The following is a 21,443-nucleotide window of genomic DNA, read 5'->3' as shown; positions in this document are numbered from 1 at the left end:
CCCCCGCTCCGTCAGTCCAGAATCGACCCAGGCCCCGACCTTGGTGCCGGCGTTGTCGAGGGTGAGGGAGCTGGGTGGGCGGGGCTACCAGAGCACGAAGCGACGTGTGCCGCCGGTGAGTTCCGGCGCGTCGGCGGTCACGGTCGCGACCAGTTTTCTCGGCGTGGGATTCACCCAATGCCGTTGTGATGCGCCTTCTTTCAACACAACGGTGGGTACGGTCTCGTTGCCGTCGGCCACCGACCGCACGAATGCCGCGGCCTCCGGGTCGCCCCAGATGTCGACCTCGCGGTGAATGATCCCGTGGCGGTTGAGCACTCGTCGTAGCCGGGCGCAGTAGGGGCAGCCTGGACGGCGATAGACGACCAGTTCGGGGGAGATGTCGTCGGACATACGAGATGAGTCTATTCGCCGCGCCGACGTTCGTCGGGACGGCTGCGGGGTTGCTCGGCGTCCCGGTCGGTCACCCGAGGTGAATCCCGCTCGACCAGGGGATGACGTTATCGCGAGTTCTTGGTGGAAAGCCCGTTCGACCTGGGCCGCTTCCGGTGCGGAGTGGCACGATGAGTGGGGAACGACAGGCTCGACGAGAACAGGGACAGCGCCCATGACCGATGTGGGGACCGGTCGTACGAATCGCAGATCCCGCGAGCGGCCGGTGCGGGCGATCAATTCGTGGTTGATCGGTGCGGCGGTCGTCGTCGGGGCGTTCCAGCTGTTCCTGCTGCCGTCGATCCTGCTGCCATATGACCCGATGTGGGGTTGGTCGCTGTTGGCGCCGGTGCTGCTGACCACACCGTTCTGGTCGCTGATCCACGAGGCCGTTCACGGCACCCTGATCCGCAGACGCGAGGTCAACGACCTGTGCGGGCGTGCGCTGGCGCTGCTGTACGGCTCGCCGTTCGCGATGCTCAAGATCGGTCATCTGCTGCACCACCGGTACAGCCGCACCCGGGAACGCACCGAGATCTACGACCCCGCGACGTCCAGTTGGGCCAAGACCGCACCCGGCTACTACGTGCGGCTGTGCGGCGGTCTCTACCTGCTCGAGGTCGCGGCCCTGCCGCTGGCCGCACTCCCGGTCGCGGTGATCCGCGGGCTCGGCCGGCGGGTGGACGCGCCGGATTCCGTCGCGGGACTGCTGTTCGAACGGATCGCGCAGGCCAAGGTGCTGCGACAGTTCCGCACCGACGCGGCCGCGATCGTGGTGCTGTACGCCGCGGCGTTCCTCGCGTACGGCAGGTACGGCTGGATGCTGCTCGCGGCGCTGGGCGGGCGGGCGTTCGTCATTTCCCTGTCGGACAACGCCTACCACTACGGCACTGACCTGGACGCCCCGCTGGAGGCGTTGAACCTGCGTCTGCCCGGCGTCCTGGAACAGGCCGCGTTGAGCTTCAACCTGCACGGCGTACATCACCGGCATCCGGGTTTGCGCTGGTACGAGCTGCGCGAGGAATTCCTCGACGAGGGTGGGCACTACGACCTCGGATGGGCCGCCGCGGCCGCGCGTCAGTTCCGCGGCCCCATCGAACTCGGCTGAAACCGGAGAATCCCGCCGCCGCGTCTCGTCGTCGGCGGCGGGATCCGGACCGGTCCGCGGGGAGCGGCTAGTCCTTGTGCACCAGCGGGCTCAGCGCCTTGCCGGCGAGTTCCAACACGCCCGGCTCGTGGCCGTTGGTGATCATATTGACGATGATGCCGTCCACCCCGTGGTCCAGCACGCGGCGCTGAACCTGCTCGGCGACATCGTCCGGCGTGCCGACGAACTGGCGGTCGCTCAGATCCGCACCACCTTGCTTGGCTGCCACTTCGGCCTGCAGCTTGCGGGCGCGATCGCCGTCCTCGTCGATGATCGCGAAGGCCAGGAAGCTGGTCTCCAGGGTCTTCGGATCGCGGTCGTTCTCCTCGCACCGGGCGCGCACCGCATCGATCTTGCGCGGCAATTCGCTTGCGTTGCAGATGATGTTGAGATGATCCGCGTAGCGTGCGGCCATGCCGAAGGTCTTCTTCTCCCCGCCGCCGCCGAGCATGATCGGCAGATCATCGCGAATGCGGGGCTCGTTCAGCGCCTCGCGGGTGTGGTACCACTTGCCCTCGAAGGTGGGATGCTGTCCGTGCAGCATCGGCGCGATGATCGCCAGCGCCTCCTCCAGCCGTTCGAAACGTTCGGTGAAGGTGCCGAATTCGTATCCGTACCCGATGTGCTCGAACTCGAACCACCCCGCGCCGATGCCCAGCACCGCGCGCCCGCCGCTGACCACGTCCAGCGTGGTGACGGTCTTGGCGAGCATCGCCGGATTCCGGTAGGTGTTCCCGGTGACCAAGGTGGACAACTGAATTCGCTCGGTCGCGGTGGCCAGCGCCCCCAGCGCGGTGTACGCCTCGAGCATCGGCTCCTCGGGCGCACCGAGATTGGGCAGCTGGTAGAAGTGATCCATCACGAACGCGGCATCGAATCCCGCCGCCTCCGCCGCCCGAGCCTGCTCGATCACCGAGGGAAACAGCTCCCGCGCCGACGCCGCATGACTGAAATGCGGCATCTGATACCCCAGCCGGATCCGCCGCTTACCGGCCGATCCGGGACCTTGCGTCTGTGCGTTCGTCATGAGTGGAACGCTATGACCTGGAGTGCGCTCCATGTCAACGCGAGCCGAGGCCGTTTCGCTGTGGGCGATCACCCGTGCTTGCTGAGGTACTCCACGTACAACGGGCGCAGAACCTCCGCGATGTCCCCGTCCCCGGCGTGCACGTAATCGTCCAGCATCGGCAGGACGTATTTGATATCGGCTGCGCTCTCGCCGACATTGCCCGTCGCGGCCTCGGCGGCGGGGATCTGCTCCAGCAACCGCCACAGGAAGCGCACGTCACCGTGGCGCACCGCGTACTTGACGGCACGGTCGTGCAGTTCCTTCGACGAGAGCTTCTCCAGTTCCGCAGCATCGGCCATATGACGACTCTATCGGCTCGAACCGTGCGGGTCTCGCGCGTGGCGGTAATTCGTGCTGCCATGGAGGTATGACACAGCAACCGTCGGTGAGCTTCGCCGTGAAACGTGTCTACGACGCGCCCGACCCGGACGACGGATGTCGCGTACTCGTCGATCGGCTCTGGCCGCGCGGCATCAGCAAACAGCAGGCGCACATCGATGAATGGTTGAAGGCGATCACTCCGTCCAACGATCTGCGCCGCTGGTTCCACGCCGACCCGCAACATCGCGGCGCGGAGTTCGCCAGCAGGTACCGGACCGAACTCGAGGACGACGAACACCGGCAGGGCCTCGAGCATCTGCGCGAGTTGCGCGCGTCCGGTCCGGTCACTCTGGTGACGTCCGTGAAAGACGTTGCGCACAGCCATATCCCGGTGCTGCTCGCGCAATTCGGCGAAGAACTGCCGTGATCGCGGGGAATGTCCGGGATCGCGTTCGGACGGCCGGGCCGATGCGGCCGCGCGGGGCGCCGAGTTGCCCGCGCGACACCCGAAATCGCTCGAGCAGCGGATCTTTCGCGATCCGGCAGCCGTTTGCGCGAATGCCTCGCTGAGATACATATCACACCGGGGCATCGCTCCTGCGCCCCCGGTCCAGCCGCACGTTAACGGGAACTTCACCAACACGCTTGCAAAACCGGCAAGCCGGATCGGCGAAACCGCAGTAACGTCGGATGTGCGGGCCGCGTAGGTGTGGTTCGTACGGGAGGTCCTGATCGTGGCTGAGCAAATCAGTGCGAGGGGGCCGGCACCCGGCCCTCGGGTCGAATGACCCCGGGTCGGACCGGTCCAGCGAGATAGGTCCGGGCGGGTGTAGCCCGGGCAACAAAGGAGCCCACCGTGACTGATGCACGCTCCGTCATCGCTTCCTCGAATGCCCGCTCCGATGTGAGCGGAGGCTCCGGAAAGGGAGCCCACACCTCCGGGTCCGGCGAGAAATCCGGATCGAAAACCTTCGTGATCGACACCTCCGTTCTGCTGTCGGATCCCTGGGCCATCACGCGCTTCGGCGAGAACCAGGTCGTCCTGCCGCTGGTGGTGATCAGCGAACTCGAAGCCAAACGCCACCACCACGAACTCGGCTGGTTCGCGCGGGAAGCGCTTCGGCTGCTGGACGATCTGCGAATCGCATACGGGCGGCTCGACGAGCCGATTCCGATCGGGACCGTGGGCGGCACGTTGCACGTGGAGCTCAATCACACCGATCCGGAGGTGTTACCGGTCGGATTCCGCACCGATACCAACGATTCCCGCATCCTGGCCTGCGCCCTCAATCTCGCCGCCGAGGGCCGCACGGTGGTGCTGGTGTCGAAGGATATTCCGTTGCGGGTCAAGGCCGGTGCGGTGGGTCTGCAGGCCGACGAATATCACGCGCAGGACGTCATCACCTCCGGCTGGACCGGGATGACCGAACTCGAGGTCGCCGCCGACGTCGTGGACCGGCTCTACGCCGACTCCTCGATCGATCTGGACGAGGCCCGGGATCTGCCCTGCCACACCGGAATTCGTCTGCTGGGTACGAACGGCAGCGCGCTGGCCCGGGTGACTCCGGACAAACGGGTGCAGCTGGTGCGCGGCGATCGGGAGGCGTTCGGGCTGCACGGGCGTTCGGCGGAACAGCGGGTCGCGCTGGATCTGCTGCTGGACGAGAGCGTGGGCATCATCTCCCTCGGTGGTAAGGCGGGCACGGGTAAATCCGCGCTGGCGCTCACCGCGGGTCTGGAAGCGGTGCTGGAGCGGCGATCTCAGCGCAAGGTGGTGGTCTTCCGTCCGCTCTACGCGGTCGGCGGACAGGAACTGGGCTATCTGCCCGGATCCGAGAGCGAGAAGATGGGCCCCTGGGCGCAGGCGGTGTTCGACACCCTCGACGGGCTGGCCAGTCCCGAGGTGATGGAGGAGGTGCTCGCCCGCGGCATGCTGGAGGTGTTGCCGCTGACGCACATTCGCGGGCGCTCGCTGCACGATTCGTTCGTGATCGTCGACGAGGCGCAGTCGCTCGAACGCAATGTGCTGCTGACGGTGCTGAGCCGGTTGGGCAGCGGTTCGCGGGTGGTGCTCACCCACGACGTCGCGCAGCGCGACAATCTGCGCGTCGGCCGGCACGACGGCGTCGCCGCGGTGATCGAGAAACTCAAGGGGCATCCGCTGTTCGCGCATGTCACGCTCACGCGCAGCGAGCGGTCGCCGATCGCCGCGCTGGTGACCGAGATGTTGGAGGAGTACGGCCCGCACGCCTGATTCCGAGCGAATTCACAGCATCCGGTTATCTCGAGGAGTCGGCGGGTATATTTCGCCGAGATACCTGTTCGGCGCGATTCAGTTGAAACATCAGTGGTTCGCTGATTCGTAGCAGGGCACCGGCTTCGGGTTGCCGGTGGTCCGTTCTGCGCGGGCCGTCGGCAACCTCTCTCGAGAGGATGGATATGCACCACTTCGCTCGACGCTCGGCCGCGATGACGATGACGCTGGCCGCGGCGGGACTGCTGTTCACCGCCGCGTGCAGCAGCAATGACGACAACAACAGCTCCGCCACGACGTCCGCGGGCGCCGCGGCCACCAACGCCGCGAACGAATCCGGCGCGAAGGAGTCGGGCGCGAAGGAATCCGCCGCCAACGAAACCGGTGCGAACGGGGCCGCGGCGGAGACCAAGATCCAAACGCCCAGCGGCGAGATCACCGTCGCCGGGCACGTTCTGGCCAAGTACAACGAGATGGGTGGTCCCGCGGGCACACTCGGGGCGCCCACCGGCAACTCGATGAACGGCCCGAACGGCGGTTCCTGCCAGGAATTCACCGGTGGCGCGATCTGCTGGAGCGAACAGACCGGTCCGCACGTGGTCTGGGGCGACATCCGCAAGGCGTGGGACAGCAACGGCGGGATCAACGGCAAGCTCGGCTATCCGACCACCGACGAGAAGGACATCGCCAACGGTAAGCAGAGCGACTTCACCGGCGGCAGCATCACCTGGGTGAACAACCAGACCTCGGTGACGATGAAGTAGTTCGCTTCGTGTTGTGTAACAGCCCGGGAACGATGTTCCCGGGCTGTTGTACGGTAGATGCCCATTTCGGTCCACGAATAGGTAGGTTGTCGGCGTGCGAACTCTCTTGACCGACCGTGAGCTGCTGGAATCACTTGCGGCGGAGGTGGACGAAAATCTGCGGCGACACATCGCCACGGCAGACGAGTGGCAACCGCAGGACTACGTGCCGTGGGACGACGGCCGCAACTTCGCCTTCCTCGGCGGAACCGACTGGGAGCCCGGTCAATCCGAACTCGGTGAGGTCGCGCAGCTGGCACTGACCGTCGGTGTGCTGATCGCCGACAACCTGCCCTCGTACCACCGCGAGGTGGGCAGGTATCTGCGCACCGGCCCGTGGTGGCGCTGGGTCGGCCGGTGGACCGCCGAGGAGAATCGGCACGCGATCATGCTCCGGAATTATCTGGTGGTCACCCGTGCGGTGGATCCGGTCGCACTCGAGCGGATGCGGATGTCCTACATGACCGCCGGATTCCGCCGTCCCGCGCTGCATCTGCTGGATGTGCTGGCCGTCAGCGCCTTCGAGGAGCGCGCCGCCGCGATCCGGCATCGCAACACCGCGGCGCTGGGGGAGAATCCGATCGTCACCGCGATGTCCGACCGCATCGCCGCCGACGACGAACTCCAGTCCGAATTCTTCGCCGATCTCGTCGACGCCGCGCTGAATCTCGCGCCCGATCAGACCGTGCGCGCGATCGCCGACCAGGTCGCCGCGTTCGCCGTGCCCGAGGTCACCCTCGCCGACGGCCGCTCCAGCACCACGATCCTGGCCGAGGCCGGTATCTACGATCCGGCCCGCGAGCCCGAACTCGTCCTGACTCCGCTCCTGGCCCGCTGGAACGTCTTCACCCGCACCGACCTGAGCGCGGACGGCGAGAAGGCCCGCACCGAACTGGCCCACCTGCGCTCCCCCGCCTCTCCGTAACTCTCCCCCGCCTCCCCGCGACTTCAGCGTGCCGTTGAGCGCGGGGAGATTCGGGGGTCGGGCCGACGGTTGAGAGCCCGGCCGAGTTTCGGGCGTTCCCGGGGAGTTACCCATGTCGTTGCCAGATCAGTGGTCGCTAGCGCATACCTGTTCGGGTAGGGCCAGCGCGCATTGTCCGGCGAGGCCGTAGTGCGGATTTATGGGTCAACGTTTCGAGTAGGTGGAGCCCCGCACTGCCTGCCAGATGCCGGTCACGGTGCCTCGCAGGAAGTTCTCCCAGCTGAAGTGGTCGTGCCAGAGGGTGATGCGGCCGTCGACCAGTTCGAAGGTGCCGCACACCCAGAAGCCGATCTCGACCGGGCCCGCACGCAGGTAGTCGGTGCGTTCGGTGAGGACGGTATCGCCCTCGGAGACGGGACGGCCGTCGGCTTCGATGGCGATGTGGTGCATATCGACGCGGAAGCCGAAGGATTCACGCGACAGGCCACGCAGCAGACCGCCGACGCGGCTGACGCCGCGCACGTCGGGCAACGAGGTGTTCTTCCAGACGATATCGGGATCGAGCAGTTCGAGCGCCTCGTCCACCGCGCCCATCTCCAACGCCGCGAAGAATTCGCGAACCGTGGTGATCGCATCCTGCCGTAGCTCGGGTTTGTCGGACATGCTCCGACTGTATGCCGCGGCGGGGTCCGAATCCATGGAATCGGGGCCCGTTCGACGCCGTGTTCGTCGGTTCCGTGCCTTTTGTTCCCGAGCGGGTGTGCGGGTACCGGGGACCGGCTGCCCGGATGGGGCCCGGCTCGGGTCGGTGACCAGGAATTCGACGGTCCGGGTCCGGTAGTGATGTGGCTTCCGGGTCGGTGGGGTTCGCCGTCCGGTTCAGCTGGCGGAGGGTGGTTCGGAACCGGCGCCGTTCACCTCGCGGGTCGCGATGAGCGCGGCCAGGCCGTCGAGGATGCGATCGATGCCGAAGTGCAGGGCGTTGTCGCGGGAGCCGGGCGGGGCGGGTTCGTTGAAGGCCGTGACGGTGTGCGGATAGCGGTCGGCCTGGTCGGCCAGGACGCGGGTCAGCTGTTCGAACATGGCGTCCTCCAGGCCGCCGCTGTGATCGCCCAGGGTGGCGCGGGCGAAGGTCTGCGCCTGACCCGACAGGAGTGCGAGGGTGTCCAGTCGTTCGGGACCGGTCAGGCCGCTGTCGGCCAAGGGGGCGAGACCGGCCTCGAACCAGTTGATCTCGTTGGGGCCGTAGGGGCGTGTGGTGACCAGCATGCCGAGCGTCCAGGTGTGGGCGCAGAACATCTCGTAGCTCGTCACGCACCAGGCGCGCAGCTGCGCGCGCCACGGCTGCTCGGTCGAATCCTTCGCCGCGGCAACGAGATCCGGCGCATCACCCATTGCGGCGTCCAGCATCAGCGCGGTCAGTTCGGCCTTGCCGGGGACGTAGCGGTACAGCGCCATCTTCGCGCAGCCGAGTCGTTCGGCCAGGCGCTGCATCGAAAGGTTCGTCAGCCCTTCGGAATCCGCGAACGCGATCGCCTCGGTGACGATCCGGTCCAGGGAGAGCGAGGGCTTGGGCCCGCGCTTGGGCCGCTGCTGGGTGCCCCACAGCAGTTCGATAGCGGTCGGTGCGGTCATCTCACCATCCTCGCCGATCGACTCTTGACTTCGAAACTGTGTCCATCGTACGCTAATTTGCGCCCGACAGACACAGTTAGAGAAACCGGAGCTCACCATGCGTAATCAGACCGTTCTCATCTCCGGCGCCAGCATCGCCGGCCCCGCCCTGGCCTACTGGTTGCATCGCTACGGCTTCGCGGTCACCGTGGTCGAGCGGGCACCCGAACTGCGCCCCGGCGGGCAGGCCATCGACTTCAAGGGGCCCACCCATCGCACGGTGCTCGAGCGGATGGGCGTGTGGGAGGAGATCGTGCGGCAGCAGACCGGTAAGACCGATATGGTCTTCGCCGATGACGACGGTCGCGAATTGGCCGTGATATCAGGCGATTTCACCGGCGGTGACGTGGAGATCCTGCGCGGCGACCTGGCCCGCATCCTGTACGAGCAGACCGCGGGCACCTGCGAATACCTGTTCGGCGATTCGATCAGTGCGCTCACCGACACCACCGAGGGCGTGCACGTCGAATTCGAAAACGCGCCCGCCCGCACCTTCGACCTGGTCTTCGGCGCCGACGGAATTCATTCGCGGGTGCGTCGACTGGCCTTCGGGCCGGACGCCGATTACGTCCACCACCTGGGCTATTACTACTGCATCGCCGGTGCGCCCGGATGGGGGCACGATGCGAACGGGCCGCGCGTGCGCGGGCGGGCGTCGGCCTACAGTGCGCCGGGCAAGCTGGCTGTGCGCGGCGGCGCGAAGGCGGCCCACCAGTACATCTTCGCCTCGCCGGTGCTCGACATCGCCCGCGACGACGTGGCCGCACAGCAGCGGCTGGTCGCGGAGCAATTCGCCGGACTCGGCGGGCTCGTCCCCTCGATGATGGCCGAACTGCCCGGACTCGACGCGTTCTACCTGGATTCGATCAGTCAGGTCCGGATGAAGGGCCGGTACACCAAGGGCAGGGTCGCTCTGATCGGCGATTCGGCCTACGGAAATACCTTGGGCGGCTTCGGAACCGGGCTCGCGGTCGTCGGGGCATACGTCCTGGCCGGTGAATTGGCCGCGGCCGGAGGCGAATACGCGGGTGCGTTCGCCCGTTACGACGAGCTGATGCGCCGCTACGCCAAGATCGCGGGCAACTCCAACGCCGGGCGGTTCCTCGCGCCGCGGACCGCGCGCGGAATCGCGATGCGCAACTGGTTCCTCGGTTCGCGCGCCTTCGGGCTCATGACGCGGGTCGGCGACAACGCCGCCGAAGACATCGATCTGCTGGACTACCCGGCGATGATCGGCGGGCACGGCGAATCGGCCCGCGCCGCCGTCACGTCGTGAATCCTGGTGGCGCGCCGGGGAATCCGGTTCATCGAAGAGGTGAACCGGATCCGCCACGGGGGAGTGTCATTCGGAGTCCCGCACCTTCGCCATGGACAGCACGTCCAGTCGACGGTCCAGCTCCTCGAGGGAGAGTGCGTCGCCGATCAGTCCGCGGTCGATGACCGTCTGGCGAATGGTCTTGCCTTCCTTCAGCGCCTGTTTCGCCACCGCGGCGGCCTCCTCGTAACCGATCGCCGAATTCAACGGCGTGACGATCGACGGAGAGGATTCGGCCAGCTGCCGCAGGTGCTCGGTGTCGGCGACCAGTCCGGCGATGCACTTGTCCGCGAACAAGCGGGATACGTTGGCCAGCAACCGAATCGATTCCAGGACGTTGCGCGCCATCATCGGGATGTAGACGTTCAGCTCGAACGCGCCGTTCCCGCCACCCCAGGCGATCGCGGCGTCGTTACCGATCACCTGCGCCGCTACCTGCGTAACAGCCTCCGGCAGAACGGGATTCACCTTCCCCGGCATGATCGAGGAACCCGGCTGCAGGTCCGGCAGCCGGATCTCGGCCAGGCCGGTCAGCGGGCCCGAACCCATCCAGCGGATATCGTTGGCGATCTTGGTCAGCGAGATCGCCACGGTACGCAGGGCGCCGGAGACCTCCACCAGTCCGTCGCGGGCGGCCTGGGCCTCGAAATGATTTGCGGCCTCGGACAATTGGTCCAACCCGGTGGAACGGCGAAGCTCGGTGACGACGGCCGCGCCGAAGCCGTCGGGTGCGTTGAGTCCGGTGCCGACCGCGGTGCCGCCGATGGGCAGCTCACCCAGTCGCACCAGCGTGGCGGTCAGCCGGTCGATACCGGCCTCGACCTGCCGGGTGTACCCGCCGAACTCCTGTCCGAGGGTCACCGGCACCGCGTCCATCAGATGGGTTCGCCCGGACTTCACCACGGTGCGCCACTCGGTCGCCTTGTCCAGCAAGCGAATTCGCAGGTGGTCCAGGGCCGGTACGAGATCGCGCACCACGGCCTCGGTCGCGGCCAGATGCGTCGCGGTCGGGAACGTGTCGTTCGAGGACTGCGACATGTTGACGTCGTCGTTGGGGTGCACGGTGACGCCGTGCGACGCGGCCAGGCTGGCGATCACTTCGTTGGCGTTCATATTGGAGCTGGTGCCCGAGCCGGTCTGGAACACGTCGATCGGGAACTGATCGTCGTGCGCGCCCTCGGCGATCTCGTTCGCCGCCGCGACGATCGCCTCGGCCTTACCGGACTCGAGCAGCCCCAGATCGCGGTTCACCACCGCGCAGGCCGCCTTGAGCAGCCCCAACGCCCGGATCTGCGCCCGCTCGAGCCCGCGCCCGCTGATCGGAAAGTTCTCCACGGCCCGCTGCGTCTGCGCCCGCCACAGCGCATCCACCGGCACCCGAACCTCACCCATCGTGTCGTGCTCGACGCGATATTCCGTCTGCTCAGTCATAATTCGAGCCTAGGCCCGCACAAACCCATAGCGGTCAGCCACGCCTGAGGCTTTTCGCACACGCCAGCAGGGAATATCGCCCCCAGAATCCCCCGATGCCGCAGGCGAGCCGCGCTCTCCCGTGAGGCACCGAGCAGGCCGGGCCACCTCCCGCGTGCCCAGCGGCCAAGCGCCTCCATCCCACTGGAAATCGCCCACACCCCGCCCCCGCAGACCGCCCACACTCCCCGATGCCGCAGGCGAGCCCCGCGCTCACGTGAGGGCCCGAGCCAACCCGGCCACCTCCCGCGTGCTCAGCGGCGAATCGTCTCCGTTTCGCTGGTAGTCGCCCGCGAAGCGAAAGGCTCAGGCAGGCCAGCTCCAAGGTTTTCGGCGCGGGCTCGTCGTTCAGCCCTCGAAGCGCATGGCCGAAGGCCGAGTCTCGAGGGCTGAACGACGAGCCTTACAGCGCCGAAAACCCGCCGCAGCGAAGCGGAGGCCAAAAATTACGGCATCGGCGGCACAGCGTGCTCGTCGCCTTCGAAGTTGACCGACGAGTACTCCCGCAGCTTCGTCAACCGGTGATAAGCATCAATCATCCGGACCGTCCCCGACTTCGACCGCATCACGATCGACTGCGTCGAGGCGCCGCCGGAGAAGTACCGCACCCCGCGCAGCAGATCGCCATCGGTGACTCCGGTGGCGCAGAAGAACACGTTGTCCCCGGAGACCAGGTCCTCGGTGGACAGGATCCGATCCAGATCGTGTCCGGCATCGAGCGCCTTCTGCCGCTCCTCGTCGTCCTTGGGGGCGAGCTTGCCCTGCAGTGCGCCGCCCATACAGCGCAGCGCGGCGGCCGCGATGATGCCCTCGGGGGTACCGCCGATGCCGATCAGCATGTCGGTTCCGGAGTCGGGACGCGCGGTCGCGATCGCGCCGGCGACGTCACCGTCGGAGATCAGCCGGATCCGCGCCCCGGCGTCGCGCACCTCCTGGATGTGCCGCGCATGCCGCGGCCGATCCAGCACGCACACGGTCAGGTCCGAGACCGAGGACTTCTTGGTCTTGGCGACCCGGCGCAGGTTCTCCGCGATCGGCACGGACAGGTCGATCACATCGGCCGCTTCCGGTCCGACGGCGATCTTGTCCATGTAGAACACGGCCGACGGGTCGAACATCGCGCCCCGCTCGGCCACCGCGAGCACGGAGATCGCGCCCGGCGAGCCCTTCGACATCAGGGTGGTGCCGTCGATCGGGTCCACCGCGAAATCGACCTCGGGGCCGGTGCCGTCGCCGACCGCCTCGCCGTTGTAGAGCATGGGCGCTTCGTCCTTCTCGCCCTCGCCGATCACGACGATTCCGCTCATCGACACCGTGGCCACGAGCTGACGCATCGCGTCCACCGCGGCACCGTCGCCGCCCTCCTTGTCGCCGCGGCCGACCCAGCGGCCCGCGGCCATCGCGCCGGCCTCGGTTACCCGGACCAGCTCGAGTGCGAGGTTGCGGTCCGGGGCCTCACGGCGGCTGGTTGCGGGTGTGGGTGCCGTCATCTGCGGTGCCTCCTCGTTGGTCTACTGCTGTGAATTGTCGCAGAACGGTCAGAACATCCCGTCGGGTACTGCCGTTCGACTTTCGTCGATGCTGGGCCGATGCAGGTCCGCACGCTGTGATATCGGCCTCGTTTTCCGTCGGGTTGTCGGGTGCGATGTCCAGGCGCCCAGGTCGGCGCACCCCTCCGGAGCGAAGTGCGGAAAATGCGGCGCGGCATACTGGGGACGTGCCGAATCAGAAACCCCGGATCCTCAACGACTATCGCGACCTGCTCTGGTCGTTGATTCCGTTGCTGCTGATCTGCGTGGTTTTCGCCGCTCTCGCCCAGCAGTGCAGTTTCTCGCCCGGCACACCGGCGACCGGCAATATTCCGCATTTCGATGTCAAGGCGGCGCTGCAAGACGACGCGCACACCCTGTCGTTCCCGATCCGGCAGCCGAGCCTGCCGGAGCACTGGACCGCGAACTCCGGCAGCCGCGACACCATCAGCGGTGCGGGCGGCGGCACGCTCAGCACCGTCGGTTACATCACGCCCGAGGGCACGTACATGCAGCTGACGCAGTCCGATGCGACCGAATCCGCACTGGCCGATCACATTCTGCAGACGCGTAGTCCCTCGGGATCGCAGAAGGTGGGCGATCAGACCTGGACGGTCTTCCACGTCCAGGGCAACGAACCGGCGTGGATCACCGATTTCGGCACCGTCCGAGTCCTGATCAAGGGTGCGGGCAACCAGTCGGCATACACGACTCTGGCCGGTTCGGTGGACGCCGCTCAACCACTGCATTCGTGATTCCACCTGTGTATTTGTGATCTTGGTCCGGTTCGGTGAGACCCGATTCGGGTAACCGCCAACGACTCTCGCTGTTTTTCGGCTAACGTTGGCCGAGTGGATCGCGCGGACTTGGCTTGGCTCGAGCGGGTACTGGATCGGCCTATCATGGCGGCGACGTCTGCCGAATGGGGAGTCGGTGACAACACCAGTCTGGTGACCGTCGACGACGGCACCGGCGTCGTCGTGCAGCGATATCGGCGCGGCGGTGAGGCCGACCGCCGGATGCGGATCATGAATGCGCTGCGAGATCCCGCCGCCGCCAGGGGAATTACGATTCCGGGCATTCACGCCGCGGATATCGGTGCACAGCCACCGTGGATCGCCTTCGATATGCTGCCCGGCGCGCCGAGTGCCGAAACCGCCATGGACGGACCGCATTTCCCGGCACTGGCTCGGGCGATGGGCGCGATGCTCGCCGATTTCTCCGAATTGCCCTGCACGGATGTGGAACTCGACGATATGTGGGCCCGGCCCCGATATCTGGCCGCCCGCGCCGACGCCTGGGCCGAATGCCTGGCTCCGGCATTGTCGGCCGCGCAGGGCGCCGCACTGGAAGGCGTGCTCGCGGACCTGCCCGCGCTGTTCGACGGCCGCCCAGCGGTTTTGGCGCACGGCGACTACGCGCCGGTGAACATTCTCGTCGAGGACGGCGCGATCACCGGACTGCTGGATTTCGAGTCGGTATGTGTCGCGGACCCGCTGTACGACCCGGCCCGGTGGGCGTGGTCGGTCGGCTTCGCGGGTCGTGACGCGCTGGCCCGGTCCTGGCCCGAATTCCTCCGGGGAGCCGGGATCGATCCCGGCGAACCCGCACTGGCGGAACGGATTCGGTCGTTGCAGGTGATCTGCACGATGGAGATGCTCGCCGACGCGGATCTCGCACCGGGGTTGTGGCGGATCGTGCACGACCGGCTGGTCGGCCTGCTGCGGTGAGCCGGTCCGCACGACGCCGGGCTAGCGGTCGAACGTTCTGGTGGTGGCGAGTGTGGTGATCCGGTTGTCGTTGCCCGAGTCGCGCAGCTCCACCCGGCCCAGGCCGTGCTGCGCGGTCGCAGTGGCCACCACCGGCCCTACCCGCGCGGCCTGTAGATAGCGCAGGCCCAGGAAACTCAGTCCGTTCGAGGGGCCGAGCGACAGGGCCGCCTCCTCCGCCGCCAGCGCGATCAGACCGCCGTTGACGGTGCCCGCGGCATTGAGCCCGTCCTCGGTGCGGGGCAGTACCGCGACGCCCGGCTCGCGGCGTTCGCAGCGGGCCCGCTCGGCCAGCGGAACAGCGAGCCGGGCGCCGCTCGGGGGCATATCGATGCTGAGTTTGCGTGGCAGCTGGACGTCCGGATTCGGCGCTGCCATGAAGGAGGTCGCGCCGAAACCGATCGGGACGTCGTCGACGGTGAATTCGATCTCCGCGACGAAGACCGAGCGGCCCGCCTTGACGGTCCGGCCGACCGCGCGCACCTCACCGGTACCCGGTGCGGGCCGGAACAGGTTGACGTCCAGTTCCAGCGTCATCGGCACCCGGGGGTGGATGACCAGCGAGGCCAGCAGCCCGCCCATGGTGTCCAGCCAGATGGCCAGGACAGAGGTGCGCAGGTGAGTGGTGCCCGGGACGTGCATCTGCGGGGTGATCGTCGCCGAGCCGTGCAGTTCGTCGCCCACGCGGCGGGTGGCGAAACCCAGTTCGAGCAGGATGTGCCTACGTCTGTCCAACTGGTGGTCGACGGTGGTCACGGCATCTCCTCCTGCTCGGCCGAGCGGGCGGCGCTGCTCGGCATCCTTTCAGAGAACCCCACTTCGAGGCCGTTGTGCAAGTGTCATTTTCGATATCGAGAGTGACGTTCTGCACTGTGCGTTATCGGGATGTGCGCCTATTCCGCCTCGGTCTCACGGCGGGACAGCGCGTCCTCGACCCGTTTGCGGGCCCCGGCCAGATGCTCCTCGCAGCGGGTCGCCAGGGCCTCGCCGCGCTCCCACAGCGCCAGCGACTCGTCCAGGTCCATACCGCCCTGCTCGAGCATCTTCACCACGTTGACCAGTTCGTCGCGGGCTCGCTCGTAGCCGAAACTCGCGATCTCGGCGAGGTCACTCTCGGTCATGGCGGGGCTCCTTCGTGATGGTCTGACTGGCCAGTGCCGCCGCGCTGATCGCGCCGTCGGCGACGCGGATGCGCAACTGGGTGCCCGGCGGAGAATCGGCCACCTCGTGGATGACATGTCGTTCTTTGCCCGAAACGCGTTGCACCACAGCGTATCCGCGAGCGAGCGTGGCGGCCGGGCCGACGGCGGTGAGTTTGTCGCGCAGATGCCGGGTCGCGGTGGACTCGGTGGTGAGGGTGTGCTCGACCGCGCGGCGGGCCGCGGTGCGCAGTCGTTCGGCCTCCTCGTAGCGCTGATCGAGTTGACGCAGCGGATCGGCCAGCACCGGCCGCGAGCGCAACTGGTCCAGGGCACGCAGTTCGCGCTGCACCCAGCCGCGCAGGGCCGCGGCCGAACGCTCCCGCCATTCCCGCACCGTCGCCAGTTCCGCGGCCGCGTCGGGGACGATGCGCTTGGCGGCGTCGGTGGGTGTGGCCGCGCGCAGATCCGCGACATAGTCCGAGAGCGGATTGTCCGGCTCGTGCCCGATCGCGCTGACGATCGGCGTCGTCGCGGAAACGATGGCGCGGCACAGGGTTTCGTCGGAGAAGGGCAGCAGATCCTCGACACTGCCGCCGCCGCGGGCGAGCACGATCACCGCGACCTCGGGATCGCGGTCGAGTTCGGCCAGGGCATCCAGAATCTGCGGGACCGCCGTCGCGCCCTGCACCGCGGTGTTTCTGACCTCGAAACGCACTGCGGGCCAACGATTCCGGGCCACGGTCAGGACGTCGCGCTCGGCGGCGCTGGCGCGTCCGGTGATCAGGCCGATCGTCCCGGGCAGGAACGGAATCGGCCGCTTCAGGCGCGGATCGAACAGGCCCTCGGCGGCCAGCAGCGCCTTGAGCCGCTCGATGCGGGCCAGCAGTTCGCCGATGCCGACCGGCCGAATCTCGGTGATACGCAACGACAGTGTGCCGCGCCCGGTGAAGTAGGACAGCTTGCCGTAGACGACGACGCGGCTGCCCTCCTGCAGCGGAATCGCCGAATTGCGTAGCAGCGCAGGATCACACGTCACCGACAGGGACATGTCCGCGGCCGGATCGCGCAGCACCAGAAAGGCCGTGCGAGTGCCCGGACGTACGTTCATCTGGGTGATCTGGCCCTCGACCCAGACGCTGCCGAGCCGGTCGATCCACTGGGCGACCTTCAACGCGATACTGCGCACCGGCCACGGGTTCTCGGCCGAATTCGAGGGCCGGGCCGCATTTCCCTGCCCGCCGGAGGCTGCCGAGTCGGCGGATGCGTGTGTGTCGGGATCGGTCACCGTTGCGCCTCACCGATATTCGGCGTTCGACCGCCGGGCCCGCGCTGGCATGTCGCTGCGTGCCGGTGTTCGGCGCGGCGGTGGCCGGCGATGGGGTGTGCGTGGGTGTGGTGGGTGAATTCGGTCACTTGGCCTGCACGGTGGCAATCCGGTTGGTGAGCATAGTCACGAAGGCCGCGCGGTCGCGGGTGTGCTGCTCGTACTCGAGCAGTGCGCTCAGATCGTCGACGGTGAGCATCCGCAGGCGCGCGCGCAGCTGGGCCAGCGTCATGTTCAGGTAGTCGTAACGGGCCGCGACCTCCGGCTCGACGACCTCGTCCGCGGGGGCCTGACCGTTGGCGGAAGACGTTGCCGCGGTGTGGGATTCGGACTCCTGCGCGGCGGGCTCCCGAGCGGGTGCGGCGGGCGCGGGCTCCGGGGCCGGTTCGGCCGCGAGGTACATGTCGAAGCGGCTGCGCGCGGCCTCGCGGGCACTGGCGAAGACCGGAGCGGGATCGTCCTCGTCCTCGTCGAAGGTGGCCCAGGCGGGCTGCTCCTCCGGACGATTGGTCAGCTGATCGAACACCTCGTCGCCCTTGAGCGCGAGACTGGTCACGAACTGCTGGGCGTGCATGGTGGTCTGCAACAACTGGCTGATCGCGGTGATCGGCAGATGCATCGCGGTCGTCGGCAGCCGGCGGGCTTCCTCCAGGGCGTAGACGGCGGCCCCGGCGGCGACACGGGCGAAGAACGGCGGTCGAAACATAGCCCTAGCCTGCCCGATTCGCCGTGTGAAGCAAAGGAGGGAATCCACGTGCGCCATTCTCGTCGCATCTGTTCGTCGTCATGTCGCCGGGCCGTGGCGGCCGGTGGTGAGGGGACTCACAATTCGCCGCGCCCGTCATCACACGATACCGGCCGCGACCGCGCGCGTGTCGTCACCCGCTCGCACGTAAGCTGGCAAGCATGTCCTCGGCAATCCCCTTGAACGTCGGAATCGCCCGGTCCGCGGGTTCGCGCGCGGCCGGCGCCGCCAAGCGTGTCCTGCTCGCCGAGCCGCGCGGTTATTGCGCCGGTGTGGATCGTGCGGTGGAGACCGTCGAACGCGCCCTCGACAAGCACGGTGCGCCGATCTACGTGCGCAAGGAGATCGTGCACAACCGGCACGTCGTGGAGACGCTGCGCGAGCGCGGCGTGGTCTTCGTCGACGACACCGCCGAGGTGCCCGAGGGCGCGGTGGTGGTGTTCTCCGCGCACGGCGTGTCGCCGATGGTGCACGAGGCCGCCGCGGCCCGCAGCCTGCACACCATCGATGCCACCTGCCCGCTGGTCACCAAGGTGCACCAGGAGGCCAAGCGGTTCGCCCGCGACGATTTCGACATCCTGCTGATCGGCCACGAGGGGCACGAGGAGGTCGAGGGCACCGCGGGCGAGGCGCCCGATCACGTCCAGCTCGTCGACGGTCCCGACGCGGTCGACGGCGTCAGCGTGCGCGACGAGGAGAAGGTGATCTGGCTCTCCCAGACCACCCTGTCGGTCGACGAGACCATGGAGACCGTGCAGCGGCTGCGCCAGCGTTTCCCGAAGCTGCAGGATCCGCCCAGCGACGACATCTGCTACGCGACCCAGAACCGGCAGATCGCGGTGAAGGCGATGGCGCCGGAATGCGATCTGGTGATCGTGGTCGGTTCGCGCAACTCCTCCAATTCCAAGCGGCTGGTCGAGGTCGCCCTCAATGCTGGTGCGGGCGCGGCCCATCTGGTCGATTTTGCGCGTGAGGTCGATCCGGCCTGGTTCGAGGGCGTGGGCTCGGTCGGCGTCACCTCCGGCGCCTCGGTCCCGGAAATCCTGGTGCGCGGTGTGCTCGATCTGCTCGCCGAACACGGTTACGCCGACGTCCAGCCGGTCACCACGGCGAACGAGACGCTCGTGTTCTCGCTGCCCCGCGAGCTGCGCGCCGCGCGTCAGTAGGCGGTTCCGGCGCGCTCGGTCGGCGTGTTCGCCGACTCCGGCGCGCCCTCAGTGCTCGATCCGGCCCGAATCGCGTTCGCGGTAGCGGACGTTCGGCCGCGGGTGTGGCGGGACATCCCCGTGATCGGCTCCGCGTGCGCGGCGCTGCGGCTGGGGTTCCGCGGAACGCTGGCGTGGCTCCTGTGCCCGTCGGCGAGGTTGCTGGCCGGTGGACGGCGCCGCGCCGCGCTGACGCGGCGGCTGTGCCGGAGCGTCCGCGGCGGCCCGGCGGCGCGGCTGCGGTTCTGCCGAACGCTGGCGACCGGGTTCCGCGGGACGCTGCCGTGGCGGGGCGTCGGCGTCGGCGCGGTGCCGCGACGGCGTGTCGGCCTCGGGACGCTGGCGCGCGGTGGCGGCGACCTTCGCGCGCTCGGCGGTGCGTGAGCCCTGCGGAGCCGAGACCCGTGGCGGGCGCTCGGCGACCCGCCCGGTGGTCTTACGGCTTCCGCGAGTCGGTTTCGTGGCGGCCTTCTCGTCGGTGGCGGATTGTGCTCGCGCACGGCTGCGAAGGGTGTCCGACGAGCGGGTGCCCCGGCTGCGGCGTGAACGGCTCGCCTCGGCCCGTGCACCCCAGGAATCGCCCTTGCGCTGCCGATCGCCGCGCGCACGCGGCTTGGCCTCTTCCAGGCGGCGTTGCAGCACCATCCGGCCCAGCCCGACCGCCAGCACGAGCACGGTGGCGATGGCCATCACCGGGAAGCGATTCACCAGCGGGATGCCCTGGTTGAGCAGGATGTCCTTCATCGAGGACGACGTATGGTCCAGCAACTGCCCGTAGGCGACGGGTACCGCGATGAACAGCAGCAGCGGCGGGGTGACCATCGTGGTGAACAGACCGCGGTAGCGCACCGCCAGCGCGGCCAGCACACAGCCGACGATGTAGGCGCCGGCGAACACGCGGGTCAGATCTCTGCTGCCGCCGCTTGCGTCGATGAAAAACCCGATCAGAGTGCACGCCACCGCGATCAATACCGCCGCACCGGCCGGGATGCCGGGCACCGACGGGATGATCGAGCGGTGCGGTGCGGGCACCTCGGATCGGTCGCGTTGGGTAGCTGCCACGTAAAGCACACTATCTGTCGGAACCGGAACGTGTATCGAGGCTGGGCGGATGAACCGTTTACTCGTTGATGTCTGAGAACCCCGCGACGCGTGGGCGGGACTCGATGTAGCGGATTGCCGGGACCTCCTGATCGCCGATGTCCAACTCGTGCAATCGCCGCGCGGTTACCAGCACCCGTGACTCGACCGAGCCCACTGTCTGGTTGAAAGCGTCTACCGCCTTTGCCAGTTGGCCGCCCAGCCGGTCCAGATGACCCCCGACCACACCCAGTCGGGCATACAGCTCCCGACCCAATTGCTGGACTGTTGCCATCTCTTTCGAGATGGTGTCCTGTCGCCAGCCGTGAGCGACGGTGCGAAGTAGTGCGACGAGGGTCGTCGGCGTTGCGAGGATCACGTTCCGGCCGAATGCGTACTCCAGGAGACCGGCGTCGGCGTTCAGCGCGGCATCCAGGAACGTTTCGCCCGGGACGAACAGGACCACGAATTCGGGTGCGGGATCGAACGCGGCCCAGTAGGTCTTGTCGGAGAGCTGATCGATATGGGTGCGCAGATGTCTGGCGTGGCGGGTCAGGTGTTCGGCCTGTTTCCGGGGATCGTCCTGGGCGGCGGCGTCGAGGTAGGCGGTCAGCGGGGCCTTGGCGTCCACCACGATGTGGCGGTCACCGGCCAGCCGGACCACCAGATCGGGGCGCACGATGCCGTCCCGGCCCGCGCGGGTGACCTGGGTGTCGAAATCGCAGTGCCGCGACATTCCGGCCAGCTCCACCACTCGCTCGAGCTGGATCTCGCCCCAGCGTCCGCGGACCTGCGGCGCGCGCAGGGCGGAAACCAGCTGACCGGTCTGCGTGGCGAGCTGATGGGACAGGTGCTGCATGCCCGCGACCTGTTCGCGCAGGCCCGCATAGGCGTCGATGCGCTTGTGCTCGACCTCGGCCAGTTGCCGGTTCAGCGCGCCGACCGCCTCGCGCAGCGGCGTCACCAGTGTGCCGAGGGCCTGTGAATTGCGCTGTGCGGCATCTTCGTTCGCCGCGCCGAGGGAGTGCCGCAGCAGATGCTCGTTGTCGCGCAGGGCGGCCAGTTGCGCCTCGGCACGCCCGGCCCGCGCGAGATGACCGAGCCAGCCCAGGCCCAGCCCGGCGCAGAACACCACGAGCATCGCTAACAGTGTCGGTGCGGTCATGACTGCAGATAGTGCCGTATGCCACCGACAAGTTCGGTGCGACGGCAAATACCTAGCACTTGTTCGGGGGTTCG

22 protein-coding genes are annotated in these 21,443 nt (G+C 67.8%); 9 read left to right on the top strand and 13 right to left on the bottom strand.

Going from position 1 to position 21,443, the window contains the following annotated elements:
- Positions 1 to 84: 84 nt before the first annotated feature.
- A complete protein-coding gene (locus tag K7711_RS00340; protein ID WP_040827673.1) occupies positions 85 to 393 on the bottom strand; it encodes a glutaredoxin family protein in 309 nt (102 codons plus the stop codon).
- Between the two features lie 214 nt (positions 394 to 607).
- Between K7711_RS00340 and K7711_RS00335 the strand changes: the two genes are divergently transcribed.
- Positions 608 to 1,540 carry a fatty acid desaturase family protein gene (locus K7711_RS00335; RefSeq protein ID WP_222963798.1) on the top strand — a complete coding sequence of 311 codons (933 nt, stop codon included), beginning with the start codon at positions 608 to 610 and terminating at the stop codon, positions 1,538 to 1,540.
- A 67-nt stretch (positions 1,541 to 1,607) separates the two neighbouring features.
- Here the strand turns inward: K7711_RS00335 and K7711_RS00330 are convergent, their stop codons facing one another.
- Entirely contained in the window at positions 1,608 to 2,606 is a 999-nt protein-coding gene (locus tag K7711_RS00330) for an LLM class F420-dependent oxidoreductase (RefSeq protein ID WP_222963796.1), read from the bottom strand.
- Between the two features lie 68 nt (positions 2,607 to 2,674).
- Positions 2,675 to 2,947, bottom strand: a complete 273-nt coding sequence (locus tag K7711_RS00325; protein ID WP_040827670.1) for a hypothetical protein — start codon at positions 2,945 to 2,947, stop codon at positions 2,675 to 2,677.
- Between the two features lie 68 nt (positions 2,948 to 3,015).
- Here K7711_RS00325 and K7711_RS00320 point away from each other — a divergent pair, with 68 nt between their 5' ends.
- From K7711_RS00320 to K7711_RS00305, 4 genes are all read left to right on the top strand, one after another.
- Entirely contained in the window at positions 3,016 to 3,396 is a 381-nt protein-coding gene (locus K7711_RS00320) for a DUF488 domain-containing protein (RefSeq protein WP_222963794.1), read from the top strand.
- A gap of 546 nt (positions 3,397 to 3,942) precedes the next feature.
- Complete coding sequence (gene phoH2 / locus K7711_RS00315; RefSeq protein ID WP_372460111.1) at positions 3,943 to 5,223, top strand: RNA 5'-3' helicase PhoH2; 1,281 nt, start codon at positions 3,943 to 3,945, stop codon at positions 5,221 to 5,223.
- 185 nt (positions 5,224 to 5,408) lie between these two features.
- Positions 5,409 to 5,987: an LGFP repeat-containing protein gene (locus K7711_RS00310; protein WP_222963790.1), complete on the top strand. Its 579-nt coding sequence runs from the start codon at positions 5,409 to 5,411 to the stop codon at positions 5,985 to 5,987.
- A gap of 94 nt (positions 5,988 to 6,081) precedes the next feature.
- On the top strand, positions 6,082 to 6,951 hold the full coding sequence (locus tag K7711_RS00305) for an acyl-ACP desaturase (protein WP_222963788.1): 870 nt from the start codon (positions 6,082 to 6,084) through the stop codon (positions 6,949 to 6,951).
- A 204-nt stretch (positions 6,952 to 7,155) separates the two neighbouring features.
- On the opposite strand, the gene K7711_RS00300 is transcribed toward K7711_RS00305, so the two are convergent.
- Together K7711_RS00300 and K7711_RS00295 are read right to left on the bottom strand one after the other, a co-directional pair.
- On the bottom strand, positions 7,156 to 7,614 hold the full coding sequence (locus K7711_RS00300; protein WP_222963785.1) for a limonene-1,2-epoxide hydrolase family protein: 459 nt from the start codon (positions 7,612 to 7,614) through the stop codon (positions 7,156 to 7,158).
- Between the two features lie 216 nt (positions 7,615 to 7,830).
- Positions 7,831 to 8,586 carry a TetR/AcrR family transcriptional regulator gene (locus tag K7711_RS00295; RefSeq protein ID WP_222963783.1) on the bottom strand — a complete coding sequence of 252 codons (756 nt, stop codon included), beginning with the start codon at positions 8,584 to 8,586 and terminating at the stop codon, positions 7,831 to 7,833.
- A gap of 97 nt (positions 8,587 to 8,683) precedes the next feature.
- Here K7711_RS00295 and K7711_RS00290 point away from each other — a divergent pair, with 97 nt between their 5' ends.
- Complete coding sequence (locus K7711_RS00290) at positions 8,684 to 9,901, top strand: FAD-dependent monooxygenase (RefSeq protein ID WP_222963781.1); 1,218 nt, start codon at positions 8,684 to 8,686, stop codon at positions 9,899 to 9,901.
- 66 nt (positions 9,902 to 9,967) lie between these two features.
- Here K7711_RS00290 and K7711_RS00285 read toward each other — a convergent pair whose 3' ends face one another.
- Complete coding sequence (locus K7711_RS00285) at positions 9,968 to 11,371, bottom strand: class II fumarate hydratase (RefSeq protein ID WP_222963779.1); 1,404 nt, start codon at positions 11,369 to 11,371, stop codon at positions 9,968 to 9,970.
- A gap of 485 nt (positions 11,372 to 11,856) precedes the next feature.
- Positions 11,857 to 12,900: a class II fructose-bisphosphatase gene (gene glpX, locus K7711_RS00280; protein ID WP_222963777.1), complete on the bottom strand. Its 1,044-nt coding sequence runs from the start codon at positions 12,898 to 12,900 to the stop codon at positions 11,857 to 11,859.
- A gap of 227 nt (positions 12,901 to 13,127) precedes the next feature.
- On the opposite strand from glpX, the gene K7711_RS00275 reads away from it, so the two are divergent.
- A complete protein-coding gene (locus K7711_RS00275) occupies positions 13,128 to 13,694 on the top strand; it encodes a DUF4245 domain-containing protein (RefSeq protein ID WP_222963775.1) in 567 nt (188 codons plus the stop codon).
- A gap of 147 nt (positions 13,695 to 13,841) precedes the next feature.
- Entirely contained in the window at positions 13,842 to 14,669 is an 828-nt protein-coding gene (locus tag K7711_RS00270) for an aminoglycoside phosphotransferase family protein (protein ID WP_222963773.1), read from the top strand.
- 21 nt (positions 14,670 to 14,690) lie between these two features.
- Here K7711_RS00270 and K7711_RS00265 read toward each other — a convergent pair whose 3' ends face one another.
- The 4 genes from K7711_RS00265 to K7711_RS00250 form a co-directional block, all read right to left on the bottom strand.
- Positions 14,691 to 15,464 carry a PaaI family thioesterase gene (locus tag K7711_RS00265; RefSeq protein ID WP_222963771.1) on the bottom strand — a complete coding sequence of 258 codons (774 nt, stop codon included), beginning with the start codon at positions 15,462 to 15,464 and terminating at the stop codon, positions 14,691 to 14,693.
- A gap of 137 nt (positions 15,465 to 15,601) precedes the next feature.
- Positions 15,602 to 15,829: an exodeoxyribonuclease VII small subunit gene (locus K7711_RS00260; protein ID WP_040827658.1), complete on the bottom strand. Its 228-nt coding sequence runs from the start codon at positions 15,827 to 15,829 to the stop codon at positions 15,602 to 15,604.
- Positions 15,816 to 17,036: an exodeoxyribonuclease VII large subunit gene (xseA, locus tag K7711_RS00255; protein WP_308014570.1), complete on the bottom strand. Its 1,221-nt coding sequence runs from the start codon at positions 17,034 to 17,036 to the stop codon at positions 15,816 to 15,818. Before xseA ends, K7711_RS00260 begins: the two co-directional genes overlap by 14 nt.
- A 223-nt stretch (positions 17,037 to 17,259) precedes the next feature.
- Positions 17,260 to 17,880: a lipid droplet-associated protein gene (locus K7711_RS00250; protein WP_222963767.1), complete on the bottom strand. Its 621-nt coding sequence runs from the start codon at positions 17,878 to 17,880 to the stop codon at positions 17,260 to 17,262.
- A gap of 200 nt (positions 17,881 to 18,080) precedes the next feature.
- Here K7711_RS00250 and K7711_RS00245 point away from each other — a divergent pair, with 200 nt between their 5' ends.
- Positions 18,081 to 19,085 carry a 4-hydroxy-3-methylbut-2-enyl diphosphate reductase gene (locus tag K7711_RS00245; protein ID WP_222963765.1) on the top strand — a complete coding sequence of 335 codons (1,005 nt, stop codon included), beginning with the start codon at positions 18,081 to 18,083 and terminating at the stop codon, positions 19,083 to 19,085.
- 48 nt (positions 19,086 to 19,133) lie between these two features.
- Here the strand turns inward: K7711_RS00245 and K7711_RS00240 are convergent, their stop codons facing one another.
- Entirely contained in the window at positions 19,134 to 20,186 is a 1,053-nt protein-coding gene (locus K7711_RS00240) for a DUF6542 domain-containing protein (protein WP_222963763.1), read from the bottom strand.
- A gap of 58 nt (positions 20,187 to 20,244) precedes the next feature.
- Positions 20,245 to 21,369 (bottom strand): DNA recombination protein RmuC, encoded by a 1,125-nt coding sequence (locus K7711_RS00235; protein ID WP_222963761.1) that lies wholly within the window; start codon positions 21,367 to 21,369, stop codon positions 20,245 to 20,247.
- Positions 21,370 to 21,443: the final 74 nt, after the last annotated feature.

This window comes from Nocardia coffeae (genome assembly GCF_019890715.1).
Lineage (GTDB): Bacteria > Actinomycetota > Actinomycetes > Mycobacteriales > Mycobacteriaceae > Nocardia > Nocardia jiangxiensis.
The sequence above is the reverse complement of the archived record's forward strand: the minus strand, read 5'-3'. Positions and strand labels throughout refer to the sequence as shown.

Excerpts from the sequence above, each read along its gene's own strand:
- K7711_RS00260 (WP_040827658.1), bottom strand. The coding sequence starts at position 15,829 with ATGACCGAGAGTGACCTCGCCGAGATCGCGAGTTTCGGCTACGAGCGA.
- K7711_RS00330 (WP_222963796.1), bottom strand. The coding sequence starts at position 2,606 with ATGACGAACGCACAGACGCAAGGTCCCGGATCGGCCGGTAAGCGGCGG.
- K7711_RS00320 (WP_222963794.1), top strand. The coding sequence starts at position 3,016 with ATGACACAGCAACCGTCGGTGAGCTTCGCCGTGAAACGTGTCTACGAC.
- K7711_RS00290 (WP_222963781.1), top strand. The coding sequence starts at position 8,684 with ATGCGTAATCAGACCGTTCTCATCTCCGGCGCCAGCATCGCCGGCCCC.
- K7711_RS00245 (WP_222963765.1), top strand. The coding sequence starts at position 18,081 with ATGTCCTCGGCAATCCCCTTGAACGTCGGAATCGCCCGGTCCGCGGGT.
- glpX (WP_222963777.1), bottom strand. The coding sequence starts at position 12,900 with ATGACGGCACCCACACCCGCAACCAGCCGCCGTGAGGCCCCGGACCGC.
- K7711_RS00235 (WP_222963761.1), bottom strand. The coding sequence starts at position 21,369 with ATGACCGCACCGACACTGTTAGCGATGCTCGTGGTGTTCTGCGCCGGG.
- K7711_RS00340 (WP_040827673.1), bottom strand. The coding sequence starts at position 393 with ATGTCCGACGACATCTCCCCCGAACTGGTCGTCTATCGCCGTCCAGGC.
- K7711_RS00295 (WP_222963783.1), bottom strand. The coding sequence starts at position 8,586 with ATGACCGCACCGACCGCTATCGAACTGCTGTGGGGCACCCAGCAGCGG.
- K7711_RS00325 (WP_040827670.1), bottom strand. The coding sequence starts at position 2,947 with ATGGCCGATGCTGCGGAACTGGAGAAGCTCTCGTCGAAGGAACTGCAC.
- K7711_RS00300 (WP_222963785.1), bottom strand. The coding sequence starts at position 7,614 with ATGTCCGACAAACCCGAGCTACGGCAGGATGCGATCACCACGGTTCGC.
- K7711_RS00285 (WP_222963779.1), bottom strand. The coding sequence starts at position 11,371 with ATGACTGAGCAGACGGAATATCGCGTCGAGCACGACACGATGGGTGAG.
- K7711_RS00335 (WP_222963798.1), top strand. The coding sequence starts at position 608 with ATGACCGATGTGGGGACCGGTCGTACGAATCGCAGATCCCGCGAGCGG.
- K7711_RS00270 (WP_222963773.1), top strand. The coding sequence starts at position 13,842 with ATGGCGGCGACGTCTGCCGAATGGGGAGTCGGTGACAACACCAGTCTG.
- K7711_RS00310 (WP_222963790.1), top strand. The coding sequence starts at position 5,409 with ATGCACCACTTCGCTCGACGCTCGGCCGCGATGACGATGACGCTGGCC.
- K7711_RS00250 (WP_222963767.1), bottom strand. The coding sequence starts at position 17,880 with ATGTTTCGACCGCCGTTCTTCGCCCGTGTCGCCGCCGGGGCCGCCGTC.